18 protein-coding genes are annotated in these 20501 nt (G+C 63.5%); 12 read left to right on the top strand and 6 right to left on the bottom strand.

What is annotated here, in order from left to right; genetic code table 11:
• Nucleotides 1–58: 58 nt before the first annotated feature.
• Complete coding sequence (locus tag AB1N67_RS18825) at nt 59–2821, bottom strand: response regulator (RefSeq protein WP_043215194.1); 2763 nt, start codon at nt 2819–2821, stop codon at nt 59–61.
• 238 nt (nt 2822–3059) lie between these two features.
• On the opposite strand from AB1N67_RS18825, the gene AB1N67_RS18820 reads away from it, so the two are divergent.
• From AB1N67_RS18820 to AB1N67_RS18790, 7 genes are all read left to right on the top strand, one after another.
• Nucleotides 3060–3776 carry a response regulator transcription factor gene (locus tag AB1N67_RS18820; RefSeq protein WP_102082299.1) on the top strand — a complete coding sequence of 239 codons (717 nt, stop codon included), beginning with the start codon at nt 3060–3062 and terminating at the stop codon, nt 3774–3776.
• Between the two features lie 2 nt (nt 3777–3778).
• Complete coding sequence (locus tag AB1N67_RS18815; protein WP_367863876.1) at nt 3779–5176, top strand: histidine kinase sensor domain-containing protein; 1398 nt, start codon at nt 3779–3781, stop codon at nt 5174–5176.
• A gap of 94 nt (nt 5177–5270) precedes the next feature.
• Complete coding sequence (gene cysM, locus AB1N67_RS18810) at nt 5271–6170, top strand: cysteine synthase CysM (protein ID WP_043215206.1); 900 nt, start codon at nt 5271–5273, stop codon at nt 6168–6170.
• Nucleotides 6170–7528, top strand: coding sequence for a 23S rRNA (uracil(1939)-C(5))-methyltransferase RlmD (gene rlmD, locus AB1N67_RS18805; protein WP_182816201.1), 1359 nt, complete (start codon nt 6170–6172; stop codon nt 7526–7528). The genes cysM and rlmD overlap by 1 nt, the downstream gene beginning before the upstream one ends.
• 97 nt (nt 7529–7625) lie before the next feature.
• Nucleotides 7626–9866, top strand: coding sequence for a GTP diphosphokinase (gene relA, locus AB1N67_RS18800; RefSeq protein WP_043215189.1), 2241 nt, complete (start codon nt 7626–7628; stop codon nt 9864–9866).
• 104 nt (nt 9867–9970) lie between these two features.
• Entirely contained in the window at nt 9971–10804 is an 834-nt protein-coding gene (gene mazG / locus AB1N67_RS18795; RefSeq protein ID WP_043215186.1) for a nucleoside triphosphate pyrophosphohydrolase, read from the top strand.
• 24 nt (nt 10805–10828) lie between these two features.
• A complete protein-coding gene (locus AB1N67_RS18790; protein ID WP_043215184.1) occupies nt 10829–11368 on the top strand; it encodes a DUF2058 domain-containing protein in 540 nt (179 codons plus the stop codon).
• Between the two features lie 45 nt (nt 11369–11413).
• Here the strand turns inward: AB1N67_RS18790 and AB1N67_RS18785 are convergent, their stop codons facing one another.
• The 4 genes from AB1N67_RS18785 to purM form a co-directional block, all read right to left on the bottom strand.
• A complete protein-coding gene (locus AB1N67_RS18785) occupies nt 11414–11596 on the bottom strand; it encodes a hypothetical protein (protein WP_043215180.1) in 183 nt (60 codons plus the stop codon).
• 237 nt (nt 11597–11833) lie between these two features.
• The gene (locus AB1N67_RS18780) at nt 11834–12544 is read right to left on the bottom strand and encodes a DUF3108 domain-containing protein (RefSeq protein ID WP_043215178.1); all 711 of its coding nucleotides are present in this window, start codon (nt 12542–12544) and stop codon (nt 11834–11836) included.
• An 8-nt stretch (nt 12545–12552) separates the two neighbouring features.
• Nucleotides 12553–13206, bottom strand: a complete 654-nt coding sequence (purN, locus tag AB1N67_RS18775; RefSeq protein WP_090343586.1) for a phosphoribosylglycinamide formyltransferase — start codon at nt 13204–13206, stop codon at nt 12553–12555.
• The gene (purM, locus tag AB1N67_RS18770) at nt 13206–14264 is read right to left on the bottom strand and encodes a phosphoribosylformylglycinamidine cyclo-ligase (protein WP_070572965.1); all 1059 of its coding nucleotides are present in this window, start codon (nt 14262–14264) and stop codon (nt 13206–13208) included. Before purM ends, purN begins: the two co-directional genes overlap by 1 nt.
• Nucleotides 14265–14607: 343 nt before the next feature.
• Here purM and AB1N67_RS18765 point away from each other — a divergent pair, with 343 nt between their 5' ends.
• The 5 genes from AB1N67_RS18765 (at nt 14608) to AB1N67_RS18745 (ending at nt 19088) form a co-directional block, all read left to right on the top strand.
• Nucleotides 14608–15663 (top strand): DUF2066 domain-containing protein, encoded by a 1056-nt coding sequence (locus AB1N67_RS18765; RefSeq protein WP_090343588.1) that lies wholly within the window; start codon nt 14608–14610, stop codon nt 15661–15663.
• Between the two features lie 12 nt (nt 15664–15675).
• Nucleotides 15676–16749: an AI-2E family transporter gene (locus AB1N67_RS18760; protein ID WP_043215674.1), complete on the top strand. Its 1074-nt coding sequence runs from the start codon at nt 15676–15678 to the stop codon at nt 16747–16749.
• A gap of 192 nt (nt 16750–16941) precedes the next feature.
• Nucleotides 16942–17646: a DnaA regulatory inactivator Hda gene (gene hda, locus AB1N67_RS18755; protein WP_070091725.1), complete on the top strand. Its 705-nt coding sequence runs from the start codon at nt 16942–16944 to the stop codon at nt 17644–17646.
• Nucleotides 17647–17772: 126 nt separating this feature from the next.
• The gene (locus tag AB1N67_RS18750; RefSeq protein ID WP_043215669.1) at nt 17773–18411 is read left to right on the top strand and encodes a C40 family peptidase; all 639 of its coding nucleotides are present in this window, start codon (nt 17773–17775) and stop codon (nt 18409–18411) included.
• Nucleotides 18412–18551: 140 nt separating this feature from the next.
• Nucleotides 18552–19088, top strand: a complete 537-nt coding sequence (locus AB1N67_RS18745; RefSeq protein WP_043215667.1) for a C40 family peptidase — start codon at nt 18552–18554, stop codon at nt 19086–19088.
• 7 nt (nt 19089–19095) lie between these two features.
• Here the strand turns inward: AB1N67_RS18745 and AB1N67_RS18740 are convergent, their stop codons facing one another.
• The gene (locus AB1N67_RS18740) at nt 19096–20406 is read right to left on the bottom strand and encodes a sorbosone dehydrogenase family protein (RefSeq protein ID WP_102082296.1); all 1311 of its coding nucleotides are present in this window, start codon (nt 20404–20406) and stop codon (nt 19096–19098) included.
• Nucleotides 20407–20501: the final 95 nt, after the last annotated feature.

Genomic DNA, 20501 nt, shown 5'->3' with positions numbered 1-20501 from the left:
TTCGGATAGTGCAACGCCCCCGATTTTGGGGCCGTCCTGCGGCCCCAGGGCTTTGCGCTCAGGCGCTCAGCCGAGCCTGAGCCGCGAGCCGCACGATGGCCCGGTCCAGCTCGTCCAGGGCTTGCGCCGCCTGGGGGCTGTCCTGTTTGAGCAAGGTCTCGCTGCGCTGGCAGGCCGCGCGCAGTTGCGGCACGCCACAGTAGCGCGATGCGCCGTTGAGGCGATGGACCCGTTCGATCATCGCCGTGCGATCACCCAGCTCGCGGGCGACGCGGATCGATTCACGGTCGGTCTCAAGAGACGCCAGCAGCATGGCCAGCATGTCCGCGGCCAGGTCCGGCTTGCCGGCGGCCAGGCGCAGGCCTTCCTCAGGGTCGAGCACCTTCAGCTCGTTACTGTCGATGGCCCGTTCGCTGCCGCGCTCCTGCATGGACGGCACCAGGCTCATTCCGGTCCATTTCATCACCACCTGGGACAGCTGGCGCTCGCTGATCGGCTTGGTCAGGTAATCGTCCATGCCGCTGTGCAGCAAGGCCCGTTTCTCGTTGGCCATGGCGTGTGCGGTGAGCGCGACGATGGGCAGCGGGCTGCCGCTCTGGCTGGCTTCCCAACGGCGGATCTGCTCGGTGCAGGCGCGTCCGTCCATTCCCGGCATCTGCACATCCATCAGCACCAGGTCGAAAGGCTCGTCCTGCACTGCCTTGACTGCGGCATAGCCGTTGTCCAGCGCCAACACCTCGGCGCCCAGGCCTTCGAGCAGGGTCTGCACCAACAACAGATTGGCAGGGTTGTCGTCCACGCAGAGAATCCTCGGCGCCCGGGTATTGCCGCTGGCGCGCGCGTCGTTGGTCGCTCGGCGCGGTTGCACCAGTTCGAGCAGCAGGCGGCGCAGTTTGCGCGTGCAGGTGGGCTTGGACAGCAACTGGCCATGGGGATTGGGCAGGTAGGGGTGATAGAGCGCCTGCTCGGTAGTCGGGCAAAGCACCACGCACAGGCAGCCCAGGCGTTCCAATTGCTGGTGATAATGGCCCAGTTGCTCCGGCGAGAGCGTGCTCAGGTTGGCCCCCAGCACCGCGAACTCGAAGGGTTGGCCTGCCTGGCTCGCCGCCTGCACGCCTTGCAGCAACTGGTCGAAGGAGGCGAACAGGCTGACGCTCAGACCGCAATCTTCCAACTGGTGCTCCAGGGCTTGGCGCGCCAGCTCGTGGCCATCGACGATGGCGGCGCGGCGCCCGAGCAACGGTTGCAGCGGTTGCTCCTGCGCGTCGTCATGAGCGCGCGGCAGGCTGAGGCTGATCCAGAACTGCGAACCTTCGCCTGGGGTGCTGTCCACGCCGATCTCGCCACCCATCTGCTCGATCAGGCGCTTGGAGATCACCAGGCCCAGGCCGGTACCGCCGGGCTGGCGTGACAACGAGTTATCGGCCTGGCTGAAGGCCTGGAACAAGGTGCGCACATCCTGGGGCGAGAGGCCGATGCCTGTGTCTTGCACGCTGATGCGCAGTTGTACGCTGTCCTCCTGTTCATCCTCGATCATGGCACGCACGACGATGGTGCCTTCGCGCGTGAACTTGATGGCGTTGCTCACCAGATTGGTGAGGATCTGCTTGAGCCGCAGCGGGTCACCGATCAGCGACAGCGGGGTATCGCGGTAGACCAGGCTGAGCAGCTCCAGCTGCTTGGCGTGGGCCGCAGGGGCGAGGATGGTCAGCGTGTCCTGGATCAGATCGCGCAGGTTGAACGGGATGCTGTCGAGCACCAGTTTGCCGGCCTCGATCTTGGAGAAGTCGAGGATCTCGTTGATGATCCCCAGCAGGTTGTCGGCGGACTTCTCGATGGTATTGAGGTAGTCGAGCTGGCGCGGGGTCATCTCGCTGCGTTGCAAAAGGTGGGTGAAGCCGAGGATGCCGTTGAGCGGTGTGCGGATCTCGTGGCTCATGTTGGCCAGGAACTCGGACTTGATGCGGCTGGCCTCCAGCGCCTCCTTGCGCGCCATGTCCAGTTCGATGTTCTGGATCTCGATGGTTTCTAGGTTCTGGCGCACGTCTTCGGTGGCCTGGTCGATACTGTGCTGCAGTTCCTCATGGGCATTTTGCAGGGTCTCGGCCATGCGGTTGATGCCCGCCGCCAGTTCATCCAGCTCATGGCTGCCCATCGCCGGCAGGCGCTGTTCCAGGTTGCCTTCCTTGAGTTGGGTGACGGCGTGCTTGATGCGACTGAGCGGATCGTTGATCGTCCGGCTCATGCGCAGTGCGAGCAACACGGTGAGCGACAGGCAGCCGAAGATTAACAACAGGCTGGTGAACAGGTTGCGATAGCCGCGCAGCAAGGTGCCGTCGTGGGACAGTTCGATTTCGACCCAGCCGAGCAGGCGCTCGGCTTCGGCGGGGACCGCCTGGGAGGCCAGGTCACGATGATGGCCGAAGACGGGCATCAGGTAGCGAGTAGCGTCATTGCCGGTGCGTTGCAGCAATTGAGTGCCGGTGCCCCCGGTCGGCGCCTGGTTGAGCATGCTCGGGCCGGCATGGGCCAGGCGCGAGCGGTCGGGGGCCAGGAATGCCACGGCGCGCACATCGGCTTGCTCCAGGGCTTGGGCGGCGATGCGTTCGAGCAGCTCCTGGGCTTGGGCCGGGTTGGCCAGGGAGGGCGCTGCCAAGGGCGCGAGCTGCTCGGCGAGCATCTTGCCGCGCTGGAGCAACTGAGTCCGCAGCTCGTTTTGCTGTAGCCAGTTGAAATAACTTCCCAGCACCAGGGCCATCAGGCTGGCTGGCAGCAGGGCCAACAGCAGGACCCGGCTTCTGATTCCCAAACGATCGAGCACATTTGTCTCCTGTCATGTGCTTGCCTGCCGTCAGCATAAAGACGGCCCCAGGCGGAACGTTACTCTCCAGGGCCGTCTGATGCACTTCTTTGTAACTCTTTTTGCGGTTCCCAGCCTTGGCGGCCTGAATCATCAGTGGCGCCTGCGTTGGCCTCAGGTCATCGGCGAGCGCGACCCGGTTGCCTTGGCCGGATGCATGGCCAATAATCGCGCAGTTGAGAATTAATGTCAGAAGCCAATGAATCCCGAAGCTATTCACCCGTCTACCATTCTGGCCATCGAGGACGACCCGGTGCTGGGTGCCTACCTGCACGACGAGTTGCAGCGCGACGGCTTCCTGGTGACTTGGTGCCGTAACGGCCTCGAAGGCCTGGAGGCCGCCAGCCGCCAGGCCTTCGATGTGGTGTTGATGGATATCCTGTTGCCCGGCCTCAATGGTCTGGACGCCTTGGCCCGGCTGCGCAAGCACAGCAGCACCCCGGTGATTCTGATGTCCGCGCTGGGCGCCGAGTCCGATCGCATCAGCGGTTTCAAGCGCGGCGCCGATGACTACCTGCCCAAACCCTTCAGCATGGCCGAATTGCGGGTACGCATCGAAGCGATCCTGCGACGGGTGGCGCTGGAGCGCCGGCACCAGGCGCCACGGGAGGTGGTCAGCGGGCAGCTGCGTTTCGACGAAGCGGCTTGCGATGTCTGGCTCGACGGCCGTTCGGCAGGGCTCACACCCAGCGAGTACCGCCTGCTCGAGACGCTGCATCGCAGCCAGGACGAAGTGCTCAGCAAACCCTTCCTTTATCAACAGGTCTTGCAGCGGGGTTATTCCCGCCATGACCGTAGCCTTGACATGCATGTCAGCCAGATACGTCGCAAGCTCAAGGCGCTCGGCTATCACGAACGGCAAATCCGTACTGTCTGGGGCAAGGGCTATACCTTGTGCGCCGGCGAGGCCGAATGACAGTGCTGGATCGGCATTCGCTGTTCTGGAAGCTGGCCATTCTGCTGGTGGGCTTCTGCCTGTTGATGATTGGCCTGAGCTACACCTGGGGCCGGCACATGGAAACCCGCAACGCCTTCCTCGACGCGCCGGCCCAGGCACAGCTGATCGGTTATGCCGCCGAAGCCGAGCAGGCCTGGCGCCAAGAAGGCAGGGCGGGGGTGGACCGCTGGCTAGCCGGCATGCACCAGCGCGAGCCCGGCTGGGCGAATGTGCTCGATGCCCAACTGCGCCCTTTGGGCAGCGCCACGCTGTCCACCGATGAAATCCAGCAACTGACACGTCTGCGTGGAGTCGACTGGCCCATGAGCCGACGCAGCATCACCCAGCCTTGGCTGCGCCTGCCGTTTCCCGAGGCGCCGGAGCAGGGCATGTTGGTGATCGAGTTGCCGCAGCGGCTGAATCCCGGGCGGTACCTGCTGTTCTGGCAGATCCTGACCAACGGCGTGATTCCTGGCCTGTTCACCTTGTTGTTGTGTGTCGGTCTGTACCGGATGCTGATCGTGCCGCTGAACCAGTTGCGCGAGCAGGCCAACGCCTGGCGTGCCGACCAGCTGTCGGCCCGTCTGGATTCGCGTACCGTTGGGCGGCATGACGAGCTGGGCGAGCTGGCCAGGGCGTTCGATCAGATGGCCGAGCGCCTGCAGGAGAGCGTGGCCATGCAACAGCAGATGCTGCGCGACCTTTCCCATGAGATGCGCACGCCCTTGAGCCGCTTGCGCGTGGCCTGCGACGGCGAGACCGATCATCAATGCCTGCGCGAGCGGGTGGCGCGGGAAATCGACTGCATGCAGCAATTGGTCGAAAACACCCTGCAACTGGCCTGGCAGGATGCCGAGCGGGCACCGATGAACCTCGAGCCGATCCAGCTCCAGGCCCTGTGGGACATGCTCGCCGAGGATGCCTGCTACGAAAGCGGCTGGCCGCCTGAACGCTTGCGCTGTGAATTGCCCGTCCAATGCTGGGTGCAAAGCAACCTCAACCACCTGGCCCAGGCACTGGAGAACATGCTGCGCAATGCGATCCGCCATTCGCCCGAACACGGGCTGGTGCGCTTGGGCGGTTACCGCGAAGGCAATTATTGGCGGCTATCGCTGGAAGATCAGGGGGGAGGCGTGGACGAGGCGGATCTGGATCGGATCTTCGCGCCGTTCTCCCGCCTCGATGGCTCCCGACCCGGGGATGGCGGCTTCGGCCTGGGGCTGAGCATTGCTCGCAGTGCGATTCAGCGCCAAGGTGGCACGTTGTGGGCCGAAAATGGCAAGCAAGGGCTACGCCTGTGCATGCGTTTGCCGGCGCATGTGGCGTCGGATCGCGAGGCAGGTCCGCGCGTTCAGGTTTGGACCGGTACGAGCTTATAGCTTGTAGCTATAGCGACTACAGATTGCGTGATATGGCGAGCAAAGGTTTGCCGGTATGATAGTCGCCCCTGCCGTCCGGATTGCGAACAACGCCATGACCTTGCAGTACCCAACCATCGCCGATTGCGTCGGCAATACGCCTCTGGTTCGCCTGCAGCGTATCGCCGGCGAGACCACCAACACCCTCCTGCTCAAGCTCGAAGGCAACAATCCCGCGGGTTCGGTCAAGGACCGCCCAGCGCTGTCGATGATCACCCGCGCCGAGTTGCGTGGCCAGATCAAACCGGGCGACACGCTCATCGAAGCCACGTCCGGCAACACCGGCATCGCCCTGGCCATGGCGGCGGCGATCAAGGGTTACAAGATGATCCTGATCATGCCGGACAACTCGACCGCCGAGCGCAAGGCGGCGATGACCGCCTACGGTGCCGAACTGATCCTGGTCACCAAGGAAGAGGGCATGGAAGGGGCGCGAGACTTGGCCGAGAAGCTGCAGGCCGAAGGTCGCGGCCTGGTGCTCGACCAGTTCGCCAACGGCGACAACCCGATTGCCCATTATTCCAGCACTGGCCCTGAGATCTGGCAGCAGACGCACGGCACCATCACCCATTTCATCAGCTCCATGGGCACCACCGGGACCATCATGGGCTGCTCCCAATACCTCAAGGAGCAGAACCCGGCAGTGCAGATCGTTGGCCTGCAACCGATGGAAGGCTCGGCCATCCCTGGCATTCGCCGCTGGCCCGAGGAGTACCTGCCGAAGATCTTCGACGCCACCCGGGTCGACCGCGTGGTCGATATGTCCCAAGACGAAGCCGAGCAGACCACCCGTCGTCTTGCTCGTGAAGAAGGGATTTTCTGCGGCGTTTCTTCCGGTGGTGCGGTCGCGGCAATGTTGCGCCTGTCCCGCGAGGTCGAGAACGCGGTCATGGTGGCGATCATCTGCGACCGTGGCGACCGCTATCTGTCCACTGGCCTGTTCGACGCAACCTGATGTCCAGAAAGAAAAGCAACAGCGGCCTGCGCTTCCAGCCGGCCGGCGGCAATCGTGCGCCACAAGTGCCGGTCGGCAAGAAACAACGCCTGCAAATCGAGCGCCTGGCCGGTGACGGTCGTGGCATCGCCTTTGTCGAGGGACGCACTTGGTTCGTCAGTGGCGCTTTGGCTGGGGAGTCCGTCGAGGCCCGCGTGCTGGGCGCCCGTGGCAAGGTGGTCGATGCACGCTTGGAGCGGGTGCTGCAGGCCAGCCCCGAACGGCGCGAGGCGCCGTGCCAGTATTATGAGCGTTGCGGAGGCTGCAACCTGCAGCACCTGCCTCACGACGGTCAATTGACACTCAAGCAGCGGATGCTCGCCGAGCAACTGCAGCGGGTGGCCGGCGTACAACCCGAGCAATGGGCCACGCCACTGGTCGGCCCTGAATTCGGCTATCGGCGCCGGGCCCGGATCGCCGTGCGCTGGGACCCGAAGGCGCGTCATCTGGACGTGGGCTTTCGGGCCGAGGCCAGCCAGGACATCGTCGCCATCGACGAATGCCTGGTGCTGGTACAGCCCTTGCAGGCGATTTTCCGCCATCTGCCGACGGTGCTGCGCAGCCTGAGCAAACCTCAGGCGTTGGGGCATGTCGAGCTGTTCAGCGGCACCGCGCAAGCGGTTCTGGTGCGGCATGTGGCGCCGTTGCCGGCGGAGGATCTGGCGCGCCTGGAGGCCTTCTGCAAGCAGGCTGACGCCCAGCTGTGGTTGCAGGGCGACGGCGAACCGGCGCCGGTCGAGGCCGGTCAGACACTTGGTTTTGCACTCGAGCCTTGGGGGCTGGAGTTGGCCTGGCGGCCGGGGGATTTCGTCCAGGTCAATGCTCAGGTCAATACGTTGATGATCGAGCAGGCGCTGGCGTGGCTGGCCCCTCAACCCGAGGATCGGGTGCTGGATTTGTTCTGCGGCTTGGGCAACTTTGCCCTGCCGCTGGCCCGGCGGGCCCGGGAAGTGGTGGCCGTGGAAGGTGTACAGGCCATGGTCGAACGGGCCGAGGCCAATGCCCGTAGCAACAATGTGCATAATGCACGGTTTTTTCAGGCCGATTTATCGCAGCCTTTGGCGGGCGCCGGATGGGCCGCCGAGGGCTTTTCTGCGGTACTCTTGGATCCACCGCGCGACGGTGCTTTCGAGGTGGTGCAAGGCATCGCACGCCTCAAGGCCAAGCGGCTGGTCTATGTGTCCTGCAACCCGGCCACGCTGGCGCGAGACGCCCAGGTTCTGGTCGGGCAGGGGTACCGGTTAACAAGGGCCGGGATCCTCGACATGTTTCCTCAGACGGCACATGTCGAGGCCATGGCGTTATTCGAAGCGGGCTAGCCAGGCTGGCCCCTTGGTGCGGCGTCCAGGGACTGGGCGGCGTACGGTGATTGCCAGCGCACCCGCGTGGTGCGCTGTATGGAAAGGTAAAAGAAAGATGGTACAGGTGAGAGTGCACCAGCCGGTCAATACCGACGGTAGTATCAATCTCGAAGCATGGCTGGATCATGTGGTGAGCGTCGACTCGGCGCTGGACCGCAAGGCGCTCAAGGAGGCCTGCGATTTCGCCCAGGAGGTCGAGAAGAAGGGCAACCCGGCCAAGCATTCCTGGGCCGACGGTACGTCCAGCTTCCAGGCGGGTCTGGAGATCGCCGAAATCCTCGCCGACCTCAAGCTCGACCAGGATTCCCTGGTGGCTGCGGTGATCTATCGCTCGGTTCGCGAGGGCAAGGTGACCCTGGCCGAGGTCGGCCAGCGCTTTGGCCCGGTGGTGTCCAAGTTGATCGACGGCGTGCTGCGCATGGCCGCCATCAGCGCCAGCCTCAGCCCGCGCCAGTCGCTGGTGCTCGGTTCCCAGGCGCAAGTCGAGAACCTGCGCAAGATGCTGGTGGCCATGGTCGACGACGTGCGCGTTGCCCTGATCAAGCTGGCCGAACGTACCTGCGCCATTCGGGCGGTCAAGGCCGCCGATGACGAGAAGCGCCTGCGTGTGGCGCGCGAAGTGTTCGACATCTATGCTCCGCTCGCCCACCGCCTGGGCATCGGTCACATCAAATGGGAGCTGGAGGACTTGTCCTTCCGCTACCTCGAACCCGACCAGTACAAGCAGATCGCCAAGCTGTTGCATGAGCGCCGGCTCGACCGCGAGCGCTTCATCAGCGACGTGATGAACCAACTGCAGAACGAGCTGCTGGCCACGGGCGTCAAGGCCGACATCAGCGGCCGGGCAAAACACATCTATTCCATTTGGCGCAAGATGCAGCGCAAGGGCCTGGAGTTCAGCCAGATCTACGACGTGCGCGCCGTGCGTGTACTGGTCCCGGAGATCCGCGACTGCTACACCGCGTTGGGCATCGTCCATACCCTGTGGCGGCACATCCCCAAGGAATTCGACGACTACATCGCCAACCCCAAGGAGAACGGCTACCGCTCCCTGCACACCGCAGTGATCGGCCCCGAGGGCAAGGTGCTGGAAGTGCAGATCCGCACCCATTCCATGCACGAGGAAGCCGAGCTCGGTGTGTGCGCCCACTGGCGCTACAAGGGCACCGACGTCAAGTCCAGTTCCAACCACTACGAAGAGAAGATCTCCTGGCTGCGCCAGGTGCTCGAGTGGCACGAGGAACTGGGCGATATCGGCGGCCTGGCCGAGCAACTGCGGGTGGACATCGAGCCGGACCGGGTCTATGTGTTCACCCCCGATGGCCATGCCATCGACCTGCCCAAGGGCGCCACGCCGCTGGACTTTGCCTACCGTGTGCACACCGAGATCGGCCACAACTGCCGCGGCGCCAAGATCAACGGGCGTATCGTCCCGCTCAACTACAGCCTGCAGACCGGCGAGCAGGTGGAGATCATCACCAGCAAGCACGGCAGCCCGAGCCGTGACTGGCTGAACTCCAACCTCGGCTACGTCACCACGTCCCGCGCACGGGCCAAGATCGTCCACTGGTTCAAGCTGCAGGCCCGCGACCAGAACGTCGCTGCCGGCAAGACCCTGCTCGAGCGTGAGCTTAGCCGCCTGGGCCTGCCCCAGGTGGACTTCGAACGCCTGGCCGAAAAAGCCAACGTCAAGACCGCCGAGGACATGTTCGCTGCCCTGGGCGCAGGCGACCTGCGCCTGGCGCATATGGTCAACGCGGCCCAGCAGTTGCTCGAGCCGGAGCGCAGCGAGCAGATCGAACTGATCCCACGCAAGGCCAGCGGTACCCGCTCCGGCAAACGTGGCGATATCCAGATCCAGGGTGTCGGCAACCTGCTCACCCAGATGGCCGGCTGCTGCCAGCCGCTGCCGGGCGACGCCATCGTCGGCTATATCACCCAGGGTCGCGGGGTGAGCATTCACCGCCAGGACTGCGCCTCGGTGCTGCAATTGGCCGGCAAGGAGCCGGAGCGGATGATCCAGGTCAGCTGGGGGCCGATCCCGGTGCAGACGTATCCGGTCGACATCATCATTCGCGCCTATGACCGTCCGGGGTTGCTGCGCGACGTGTCGCAGGTGCTGCTCAACGAGAAGATCAACGTGCTGGCGGTCAACACCCGCTCGAACAAGGAAGACAATACCGCGCTGATGTCCTTGACCATCGAGATCCCAGGCCTGGACGCCCTCGGGCGTTTGCTGGGCAGAATCTCGCAGTTGCCGAACATCATCGAGACGCGGCGTAACCGTACCCCTTGAGATCGAGGCGCCTTTTTCGCGGGTGAACCCGCTCCCACAGCGATTTCACCCCGCTTGTGGAAGCCGGTTCAACCGCCAGAAGCCGCCGCCGAAGGACCTGCCCGATGACCTACACTGTCGATGACCTGCTGCACCTGATGGCCCGTCTGCGCGACCCGCAATACGGCTGTCCGTGGGACCTGAAGCAGGACTACGCGAGCATTGTCCCGCATACCCTTGAAGAGGCCTACGAGGTCGCCGACACCATCGAGCGTGGCGATTTCGAGCACTTGCAGGGCGAGCTGGGCGACCTGTTGTTCCAGGTGGTCTACTACAGCCAGCTGGCGCGGGAGGAGGAGCGTTTCGAGTTCGCAGGCGTGGTCGACGCGATTACCCGCAAGCTGATTCGCCGTCACCCCCATGTGTTTCCTACCGGCGACCTGTATGCCCCGCTGGACACTCCGCGTCTGGACGAGGCGCAGGTCAAGGCGCGCTGGGAAGAGATCAAGGCCCAGGAGCGTGCCGAAAAGAGCGAGCCCGAACAGTTGTCGTTGCTCGACGACGTGCCGGCGGCCCTGCCGGCCTTGTCCCGTGCGGCCAAGCTGCAAAAGCGCGCGGCCACGGTCGGTTTCGACTGGCCGGATGCCCTGCCGGTGCTGGACAAGGTCCGTGAGGAACTGGACGAAGTGCTGCAGGCCATGGCCGATGGCGAAGCTGATGCACTGGAAGATGAAATCGGCGATTTGCTGTTCGCCGCGGTCAACCTGGCCCGCCATCTCAAGCAAGACCCGGAAAACGCCCTGCGCCGGGCCAACCGCAAGTTCGAGCGGCGTTTTCGTTTCATCGAACAGGCATTGCGCGACAATGGCCGGCCGATCGAAGATTGTACCCTCGATGAACTGGACGCCCTGTGGGGCGAAGCCAAGCGTCAGGAAAAGAACCTGCCCAGCTGCGGCTGAGCTGTTGCATAAGTGAGTGAATACATGAGCCTTTCCCTTCGCGACCAATTGCTCAAGGCCGGTCTGGTCAACCAGAAACAGGTCAAGCAGGTCAACAAAGCCGAGAAGAAACAAAAGCGTCTGGAGCACAAAGGCCAGGCCGAGGTCGACGACACCCAGCAGCGCCTGGCCAAGGAGGCCATGGCCGAAAAGGCCAAGAAAGACCAGGAGCTGAACCGCCAGCTTCAGGAAAAGGCCGAGCAGAAGGCCCGCGCCGCGCAGATCAAGCAACTGATCGAGGCGACCCGTCTGCCCAAGCTCAATACCGAGGACTACTACAACTTTGTCGACGACAAGAAGGTCAAGCGCATCGCCGTCAACGCCTTGATGCGCAGCAAACTGAGCAACGGCGCCCTGGCCATCGTGTCTTTCGGCGGCGGTTACGAAGTGATCCCGCGTGAAGCGGCGGTGAAGATCCAGGAGCGTGACCCCAATCGTATCCTGCTGCTCAACACCCATGTCGAAGAAGCGGACGAGGACGATCCGTACGCGGCCTACAAGATCCCAGACGATTTGATGTGGTAAAAGACGAAAACCCCGCTCAGGCGGGGTTTTTCGTGGGCAGTGCGGTCATTGCGGGCTGTGCTGGTTCTCCAGGCATTCCAGCTCGCTGCGGTACTGTTGGGCTTCGTGTTCGGAGTGGAACATCCCCACCAGCTCGCCCTGCTGATGCACATCCCAGATCCGCAGGCCGTGGGCCTGGCTTTCGTGGGACATTTTCGATTCGTCGCGTTCGGTTACTTGGACAGTCATCGTTAAACTCCACTTTCGGTTGGCTGCGGCAACATGTCGCAGGCCTTCTTTATAGAGTTAGTTAGCAGGCTAAGTAAATAAAACGACGATGAAACAAAGTTCATGAAGGGCTGTTTGCGGCTAAACCCGCTCCCCTAGGTAAACAGTGTTTATAGGAAGCGGGTTTGCCCGCAAGCCGGCGGGACAGGCAACAAAAAGCCCCGCACTAGGCGGGGCTTCGGGGGCTCACAACGGTGATCAGTTGCCCTTCACCGACTTGCCGTCGACCGTGCCATCCTGCAGCACGATCACGTATTCCTTGCCATCGGTCTCGACCTGGCGCAGTTGCACCAGCAAATAGTCCCACTCTTTGGCGAACCACAGCTCGGTGATGCGCTTGCTCTGGCTCGGGTCGCGGACGCGCTCGACCTTCACGGCATCGACCTGGCCGGTCTTGGTGGTGACTTTCTCGGTACCGAGCACGCGGAAGTCATAGGTGTCGATCTCGTCACCGTCGACGACCTGGTAGGTCATGCTCTTCTTGCCTGCGGCCACGTCATGCTGCAGGGCCAGCTGATAGGACGATTTGTCCAGCACGCCGCGGTTGAGCGGCAGGTTGATCGCATCGCCACGGTCGGTGCCGGTGACCTTCTTGCTGTTCCAGTCGAAATCCAAGTCGACTTTCTTCGCCTTGCCCAGGCCGCCGCGTTCGAAGTGATACTTCTGCGGCAGCAGGGTGTCGTTGTCCAGGCGCAGGGTACTTTGCTCGGTCAGGCTGGCGATCATCATGGACGCCTTGAAGTTCAGGCTCCAGGTACCGTTGGCGTTTTTTTCCAGGCTGCGCTCGGCGGTGCCGCTCATGGGCAGCTGCTTCCAGTCGGCGGTGTAGCTGGCCGAGAAAGGCTTCAGATCAGCTGCCTGGAGGGGCAGGGCGAGCACGGCGAGAGCCAAGAGCAGGGCACGACGCATAAATTCTCCTAGGGTCGAATCAAGTGACCGCTGGCCGCCAGGGGCTGGCCATCCAGTAGTGCACCTTGTTCGCCCAGACGCAAGCGTCCTTCGGCGAACCAGCGCACCGCCAGCGGGTAGATCTGGTGTTCCTGGCGATGAACGCGCTGTGCCAGGCTGTCGGCTGTATCGCCTGGCTCCACCGGTACCACAGCCTGTACGACCAGAGGGCCGCCATCGAGTTCCTCGGTGACGAAGTGTACGCTGCAACCATGCTCCGCGTCGCCCGCCTCCAACGCACGCTGGTGGGTGTGCAGGCCCTTGTACTTGGGCAGCAGCGACGGGTGGATGTTCAGCAGGCGGCCTTGGTAGTGGCGCACGAAGCCGCCGCTGAGGATGCGCATGAAGCCCGCCAGCACCACCAGATCGGGCTTGAAGCCGTCGATCAACGCCATCAGCGCCGCGTCGAAGGCTTCACGGCCATCGAAGCCACCGTGCGCGAGCACGGCGGTCTCGATGCCCGCTGCCTGGGCCCGTTGCAGGCCATAGGCATCGGCGCGATTGGAGATCACGCCACGGATGCGCACCGGGCTGTCTTCGCCACGGCTGTTGTCGATCAGCGCTTGCAGGTTGCTGCCGGAGCCCGACAGCAGTACTACGACATTGCAGGTCTTGCTTGGCATCAGTGCGCCTTGAGGTTCTGCAATTCGACCTGGGCGGCGCCAGCCGGCGCTTCGGCGATGCGGCCGATGACCCATGGCTGTTCGCCGGCGTCACGCAGCACTTGCAGGGCGCTGTCGACTTTGTCCTGGGCCACGCAAATGACCATGCCCACGCCGCAGTTCAGCACGCGGTGCATCTCGTGCTCGTCGACGTTGCCTTTTTGCTGCAGGAAGTCGAATACCGCCGGGCGCTGCCAGCTGGCCACGTCGATGATGGCCTGGGCGTTGTCGGGCAGGACGCGTGGGATGTTGTCCAGCAGGCCACCGCCGGTGATGTGGGCCATCGCCTTGACTGCGCCGGTGTCCTTGATCAGCTTGAGCAGCGGCTTGACGTAGATGCGGGTCGGAGCCATCAGCAGATCGGCCAGAGGCTTGCCGTCGAGCTGGGTATTCTCGATGTCGGTGCCGGAGACTTCGAGGATCTTGCGAATCAGCGAGTAACCGTTGGAATGCGGGCCGGAGGATGGCAGGGCGATCAGGGCGTCGCCGGTGACGACCTTGGAGCCGTCGATGATTTCGGATTTTTCCACCACGCCGACGCAGAAGCCGGCCAGGTCGTAATCCTCGCCTTCATACATGCCAGGCATCTCGGCGGTTTCGCCACCGACCAGCGAGCAGCCGGCCAGTTCGCAGCCGGCGCCAATGCCGGTGACCACGGTGGCGGCCACGTCGACGTTGAGCTTGCCAGTGGCGTAGTAATCGAGGAAGAACAGCGGTTCGGCACCGCAGACCACCAGGTCGTTGACGCACATGGCGACCAGGTCCTGGCCGATGCTGTCGTGCTTGTTCAGGTTCAGCGCCAGGCGCAGCTTGGTGCCGACGCCGTCCGTGCCGGAGACCAGAACCGGCTGCTTGTAGCCGGCCGGGATCTCGCAAAGGGCGCCGAAGCCGCCCAGGCCACCCATGACTTCAGGGCGTGCGGTGCGCTTGGCCACGCCCTTGATGCGTTCGACCAGTGCTTCGCCGGCGTCGATGTCTACACCGGCGTCCTTGTAGCTCAGGGAGGGTTGCTTGCTCATTGATCCAGGCCTTTAAGAGGGAGGGATTCGGGAAAACGACCGCGACGGCCAAGGCCGGCTCGAAGGGCGGCGGCTGCCTGTACGTCACTGGTCTGCGAAGGCGCGCGATTTTATCAGGGTTGCCGGGCAGCGGCCATCCTCAGGCCGACGGGCAGGCCGCGAATCTGGCAAAAAACATCCTTTCACAGGCCGCGACTGGTTGCCGCGCCAGTGCCTGTATAAGGTAATAGCAATGGCGGCGGGCCGAATCTGTCCGGCATGGCGGAGCGTTTTGCGCGGTGTCGTGGTCACAGCAGCAGATTCGGGGCTCGGTGCCCCTTGGTCATCTGGACAGGAATCCTCCATGCGTTTTCTCAATTACCTGGCTGCCGCCTGCCTGATCGCGGGCAGTGTCGTCGCACAGGCCGAGCCGGTTTCCGGGCTCTACCAAGTCCGTGAACCGATCGAAGGGCAGGGCAGCGACGCCCGCGCCCAAGCCACTGGCAAAGCTTTGGACACACTGGTGCTGCGTTTGACCGGCGATCCCAAGGCCGCGCAAAGCCCAGCCCTGGCGGCCCTGCGCAAGGACCCGCAACAAATCATCAACCAGGTGGGCTCCGAAGCCGGTCCGCCTGAAACCCTGTTGGTGGAATTCGACCCCGGCAGCACCGAGCGTGCCCTACGCCAGGCTGGCCTGGCACTGTGGGGCAGCAACCGTCCCTCGATACTCGGCTGGTGGCTGAACGACAGTGCCGAGGGCAGCAACCTGGTCGGCGACGGCCAGTCGACAGCTGCGCCACTGCGCCGCGCCGCCCAGCACCGAGGTTTGCCGCTGCGCCTGCCTTTGGCCGATCTGCAGGAGCAACTGGTCGCCAACGCCAAGCAGCTCGAAGGCAGCGACCCTGCGCCGCTGCGCGAGGCATCCGAGCGCTACGGCGCCGATGCGTTGCTGGCTGTGCATGCCCACGAGGCCGATGGCAAGTGGCAGGGCAAATGGCAGTTGTGGCTGGGCGACCAGCGTGAGCAAGGCACTGCCGAAGGCGCCGACCAGGCCGCCCTGGCCGATGCGGTGATGCTGGCGATCAGCACGCGTCTGGCGCCGCGCTACGTCACCCGCCCGGGCGCCAGCAGCGAGCTGCAACTGCAGGTGCAGGGCATGAACCTGCAGCATTATGCAGAGCTCAGTCGGGTACTCGAACCCTACGCCCCGCGTTTGCGGCAAGTCGACGGCGGTACCCTGACCTACAGCGTCACCGGTAACCGCGAACAGTTGCGTGCTCAGCTGGGGCTGGCCAAGTTGCAGGAGTTGCCCCCTGAGCAGTCCTCTGCTCCGGCACCTGCTCCGGCGGCAGATGGACAACCCGCCGCCGCCCAGCCGGCTGCGCCCAAGCCGTTCGACGGCCTGCGTTTTCGCTGGTAAGGAGTGCCAGGCATGATCGAGGTTCGCCGTTGGGCGTGGCTGGGTGTGGCGCTGCTGGTCGCTGCGCTGCTTTATTTCCTGCACAACATCTTGTCGCCGTTTTTGGTAGGCATTCTTTTAGCGTATCTGGCCGACCCGCTGGTCGATCGGCTGGAGCGCATGGGGCTGTCGCGCACCTGGGGCGTGGTGGTGGTGTTCAGCCTGTTCACGCTCATTTTCCTGGCCTTGCTGCTGGTGCTGGTTCCGATGCTGGCCAAGCAGCTGGTGCGCCTGTACGAACTGACACCACAGATGCTCGACTGGTTGCAGCATGTCGCCTTGCCCTGGGTGCAGAGCCGCCTGGGCCTGGCCGATGGGTTCTGGAAGTTCGACAAGATCAAGGCCGCCATCGGTGCGCACATGGGCCAGACCACCGATATCGTCGGCATGCTGTTGTCCCAGGCCACTGCCTCGGGCCTGGCATTGCTCGCCTGGCTGGCCAATCTGGTGCTGATTCCGGTGGTGGGCTTCTACCTGCTGCGCGATTGGGACCTGATGATGGCCAAGCTGCGCAGCCTGCTGCCGCGTCAGCGTGAGCGCCAGGTGATGGGGCTGGCGGGCGAGTGCCATGAAGTGCTGGGGGCGTTCGTGCGTGGCCAGTTGCTTGTAATGCTGGCGCTTGGTTTGATCTATGCAGGAGGTCTGATGCTGGTAGGCCTGGAGCTGGGCCTGTTGATCGGCCTTCTGGCAGGGCTTGCGGCCATCGTGCCATACATGGGCTTCATCATCGGTATCGGTGCGGCCTTGATCGCCGGTCTATTCCAGTTTGGCGGCGACCTGTACCCGATGTTGGGCATCGTTGCGGTGTTCATGGTCGGCCAGGCTCTCGAGGGGATGGTGCTTACGCCACTGTTGGTGGGCGATCGAATCGGGCTGCACCCGGTAGCGGTGATTTTCGCCATCCTGGCCGGGGGCGAGCTGTTCGGCTTTACCGGTGTGCTGCTCGCGCTGCCAGTGGCGGCGGTGATCATGGTGCTGTTGCGCCATGTGCACGACCTCTACAAGGAGTCGGACATGTATGCGGGGGATATCGATCCGCAGCTTTGATGCGAGAGGGCTGCTTTGCGGCCCTTTTCGTAGGCAAGGGGGGCGATGGGCTTCAAACGGTAAAATGCTCTCGCAACTCCTTGATTTTCCTTATGCTCTTACCCTCGCGCATTGTGCCGCCCGCGCTGCGGGTATAGACTTTGCACACTGTTCACCAAAGGCCCCCTGTGGTCCTCGCGACCGCCCGCCAGCATGAAACCGATCCAGTTGCCCCTGGGTGTGCGCCTGCGCGATGACGCCACCTTCATCAACTATTATCCGGGCGCCAATGCCGCGGCATTGGGCTACGTCGAGCGGCTATGCGAAGCCGACGCCGGCTGGACCGAGAGCCTCATCTACTTGTGGGGCAAGCAGGGCGTGGGTCGTACCCATCTGCTCCAGGCCGCCACCCACCGCTTCCAGCAGTTGGGTGAACCTGCGGTCTACCTCCCTCTGGCACAACTGCTCGACCGAGGCGTGGAATTGCTCGATTACCTTGAGCAGTACGAGCTGGTGTGCATCGACGATCTGCATGTCATCGCGGGCAAGGCGGATTGGGAAGAGTCCATGTTCCATCTGTTCAACCGCCTGCGCGATAGCGGTCGACGCCTATTGCTCGCGGCCTCCGCCTCGCCGCGCGAGCTGCCGATCAAACTCCCTGACCTCAAATCCCGGCTGACCTTGGCGCTGATCTTCCAGATGCGCGGATTGTCCGACGAGGACAAGCTGCGCGCTTTGCAACTGCGCGCTTCCCGGCGCGGTCTGCACCTTACCGATGAGGTCGGTCATTTCATCCTGACACGCGGTGCGCGCAGCATGAGCGCGCTGTTCGACCTGCTCGAGCGTCTCGACCAGGCTTCGCTTCAGGCCCAGCGCAAGCTGACCATTCCGTTTCTCAAGGAAACCTTGGGCTGGTAACCCCCGAAAAGCGCGGGCCAGAGCCCGAAAACAGAAAAGTCACATTTTTTTCGATAAAATTTGCAAATGGCCATGATAGAGGGCATAGTTTCACCCTTCTAAAGGATTACAGACACGGTCGTGCCCATGCTGAAGCGCTTCGCACCCCTCGTGCCACTTGCACTCGTGACCCTGCTTTTTGGCTGCGCCTCCCAAGGCCCCGTTTCCCAGCCGCAGGATCAACACTCGATCGCCGCGCACTCCGCGAGCCTGATCAAACCCTCTGCCTCTTCCGTCTTCGGTGAAGAGCCGCTGGCCACTGAAGAAGACCTGGAAGCCTTTTCCAGCAACAGCAAGCCCTACGAGCTGCCAGCCCTGGCCGACAGCATCCTGGAGCGTGGCATGTCGCTGATCGGCACCCGTTACCGTTTTGGCGGTACTTCGGAGAAGTCCGGCTTCGATTGCAGTGGTTTCATTGGTTATCTGTTCCGCGAAGAAGCCGGTCTGAACCTGCCGCGCTCGACGCGTGAAATGATCAACGTCGATGCGCCGAAGGTGTCCCGCAACAAGCTCAAGCCTGGCGACCTGCTGTTCTTCAGCACCAACGGCCGTGGCCGTGTCAGCCATGCCGGCATCTACCTGGGTGACAACCAGTTCATCCACTCCAGCAGCCGCCGCAGCGGCGGTGTACGCATCGACAGCCTTGGCGATCGTTACTGGAGCAAGACCTTCATTGAAGCCAAGCGCGCCTTGGCGATGGCGCCGACCACAATCTCGCGCAACTGATATTAAAATGATGTACCCTGCCGCGGCGGCGATGCTGAAAAGCTCGCCGCCGTGCGCATTTACAGAAAGCGTCTAATCTAAATTCTCACCACTTTTGGCTTCGGCTGCGGCCGAACGGTTCCAGACAGGATGTTCTGACCATGGCGATGTTGGCGCGCTTCGCATTCCTTTCCCTGGCGGCACTGCTCGCGGCCTGCTCCAGCCATGCTCCGGCACCGGCTCCGGTGGTCAAGCCGAAGGTCATCTTCAATCAGCAAGGGTCGTCTTCGCCCATGGCCGAGGACGTGCTGTTCCGTGCGATCGGCCTGGTAGGCACGCCGTATCGCTGGGGCGGCAACACGCCGGATTCGGGGTTCGATTGCAGTGGCCTGATCGGCTACGTCTATCGGGACGCCGCCGGGATCAGCCTGCCGCGTTCGACCCGCGAGATGATCGTCATGCGGGCGCCCAATGTGGACATCAACGCCCTGCAGTCCGGAGATCTGGTGTTCTTCGCCACCAGCGGCGGGTCGCAGGTCAGCCACGCCGGGATCTACGTGGGGGAGGGGCGTTTCGTGCATGCGCCATCCACAGGCGGCACGGTGCGCTTGGATTACCTCTCCAACAGCTACTGGTCCCGGGCCTATCTGCAGGCCAAACGCGTATTGCCAACCGGGCATCTGGCTCAAAATCCCTGAGCTGCGCTCACTTTCGGCTCACGCGCCAAACCACATTGCCCACATCATCTGCCACCAAGAGCCCGCCTCGGTCATTGACCACGCCCACCGGGCGTCCCATGGCCTTGCCCTTGCCATCGAGAAAACCGGTCAACAGGTCGATCGGTTTGCCTGCGGGCTTACCCTCGCTGTCGAACGGCACGAAGATCACCTTGTAGCCACTGTGCGGCTTGCGGTTCCAAGACCCATGCTGGCCCACGAAGGCTCCCTGCTCGAAGGGCGGCGGCAACGCGCCGGCCTGGGCAAACGCCAGCCCCAGCGATGCGGTATGGGCCCCCACTGCGTAGTCTGGGACGATCGCCTGGGCGACTTTGCCAGGATCCTGCGGCTCGACCCGTTGATCCACATGCTGCCCGTAGTAACTGAAAGGCCAGCCATAGAAGCCGCCGTCCTTCACCGAGGTGATGTAGTCGGGCACCAAGTCGCTGCCGATCTCGTCGCGTTCATTGACCGCCGTCCATAGCGCGCCGGTACGGGGCTCCCACGCCAGCCCGTTGGGGTTGCGCAGGCCTGAGGCGAAGATGCGGTGTTCACCGCTGGCCGGGGCCACCTCCCAGATCGCGGCGCGGCCTTGTTCCTTTTCCAGGCCGTTCTCGCCGACATTGCTGTTGGAACCCACGGTAACGTAAAGCTTCTTGCCATCGGGGCTGGCGATGACGTTTTTGGTCCAGTGGTGATTCAACGGGCCGCCGGGCAGGTCGGTGACCGGGCGTCCTTCGGCGCGGATCTGCATCGCGCCTTCCTCGTAGTGAAAGCGCAACAGCCGGTCAGTGTCGGCCACATAGAGGTCCTTGCCTACCAAGGTCATGCCGAAGGGGGAGTTGAGCCCTTCGATGAACGTACTGCGCACCTCGGCGACACCATCATGGTCGGCATCGCGCAGCAGGGTGATGCGATTGGCGCTGGGGACCCCGGCACCGGCACGCTCCATGACTTTGCCCATTACCCAGCCGCGCAGGCCCTTGCCGTCCTCGGGCTTGGGCGGGGCATTGGTTTCGGCCACCAAGACATCGCCATTGGGCAGTACGTAGAGCCAGCGTGGGTGATCGAGGTCCCTGGCGAAGGCCACCACTCGGGTGCCCGCGGCGGCCGTCGGCGTGGCGCCGTCCGGCCAGCCGGTCGCCGGGGCGATGTTGACGGTCGGGATCAGGGTCTTGTTGGGCTCGGGCAGGCGAGGCGAGGGGCCGAAGCCGTCGCTGACCTCCAGGCGCGCGGACTCGCCGCAGGCGCTTAGGCTGGCACTCAGGGCCAACACCATCGCGATACGCATCCTGTCCATGCTCGCAATCCTCATTGGCTTGTGAGAATTGAGAGTCGGATGCGTCGGGGTAGGTTCACTCCAGGCGAATGGGCCTAGCGACCGCCGGATGGCTT

Origin of the sequence: Pseudomonas guariconensis (assembly GCF_040822035.1) — a bacterium.
Classification (GTDB): Bacteria; Pseudomonadota; Gammaproteobacteria; order Pseudomonadales; family Pseudomonadaceae; genus Aquipseudomonas; species Aquipseudomonas guariconensis.
The sequence above is the reverse complement of the archived record's forward strand: the minus strand, read 5'-3'. Positions and strand labels throughout refer to the sequence as shown.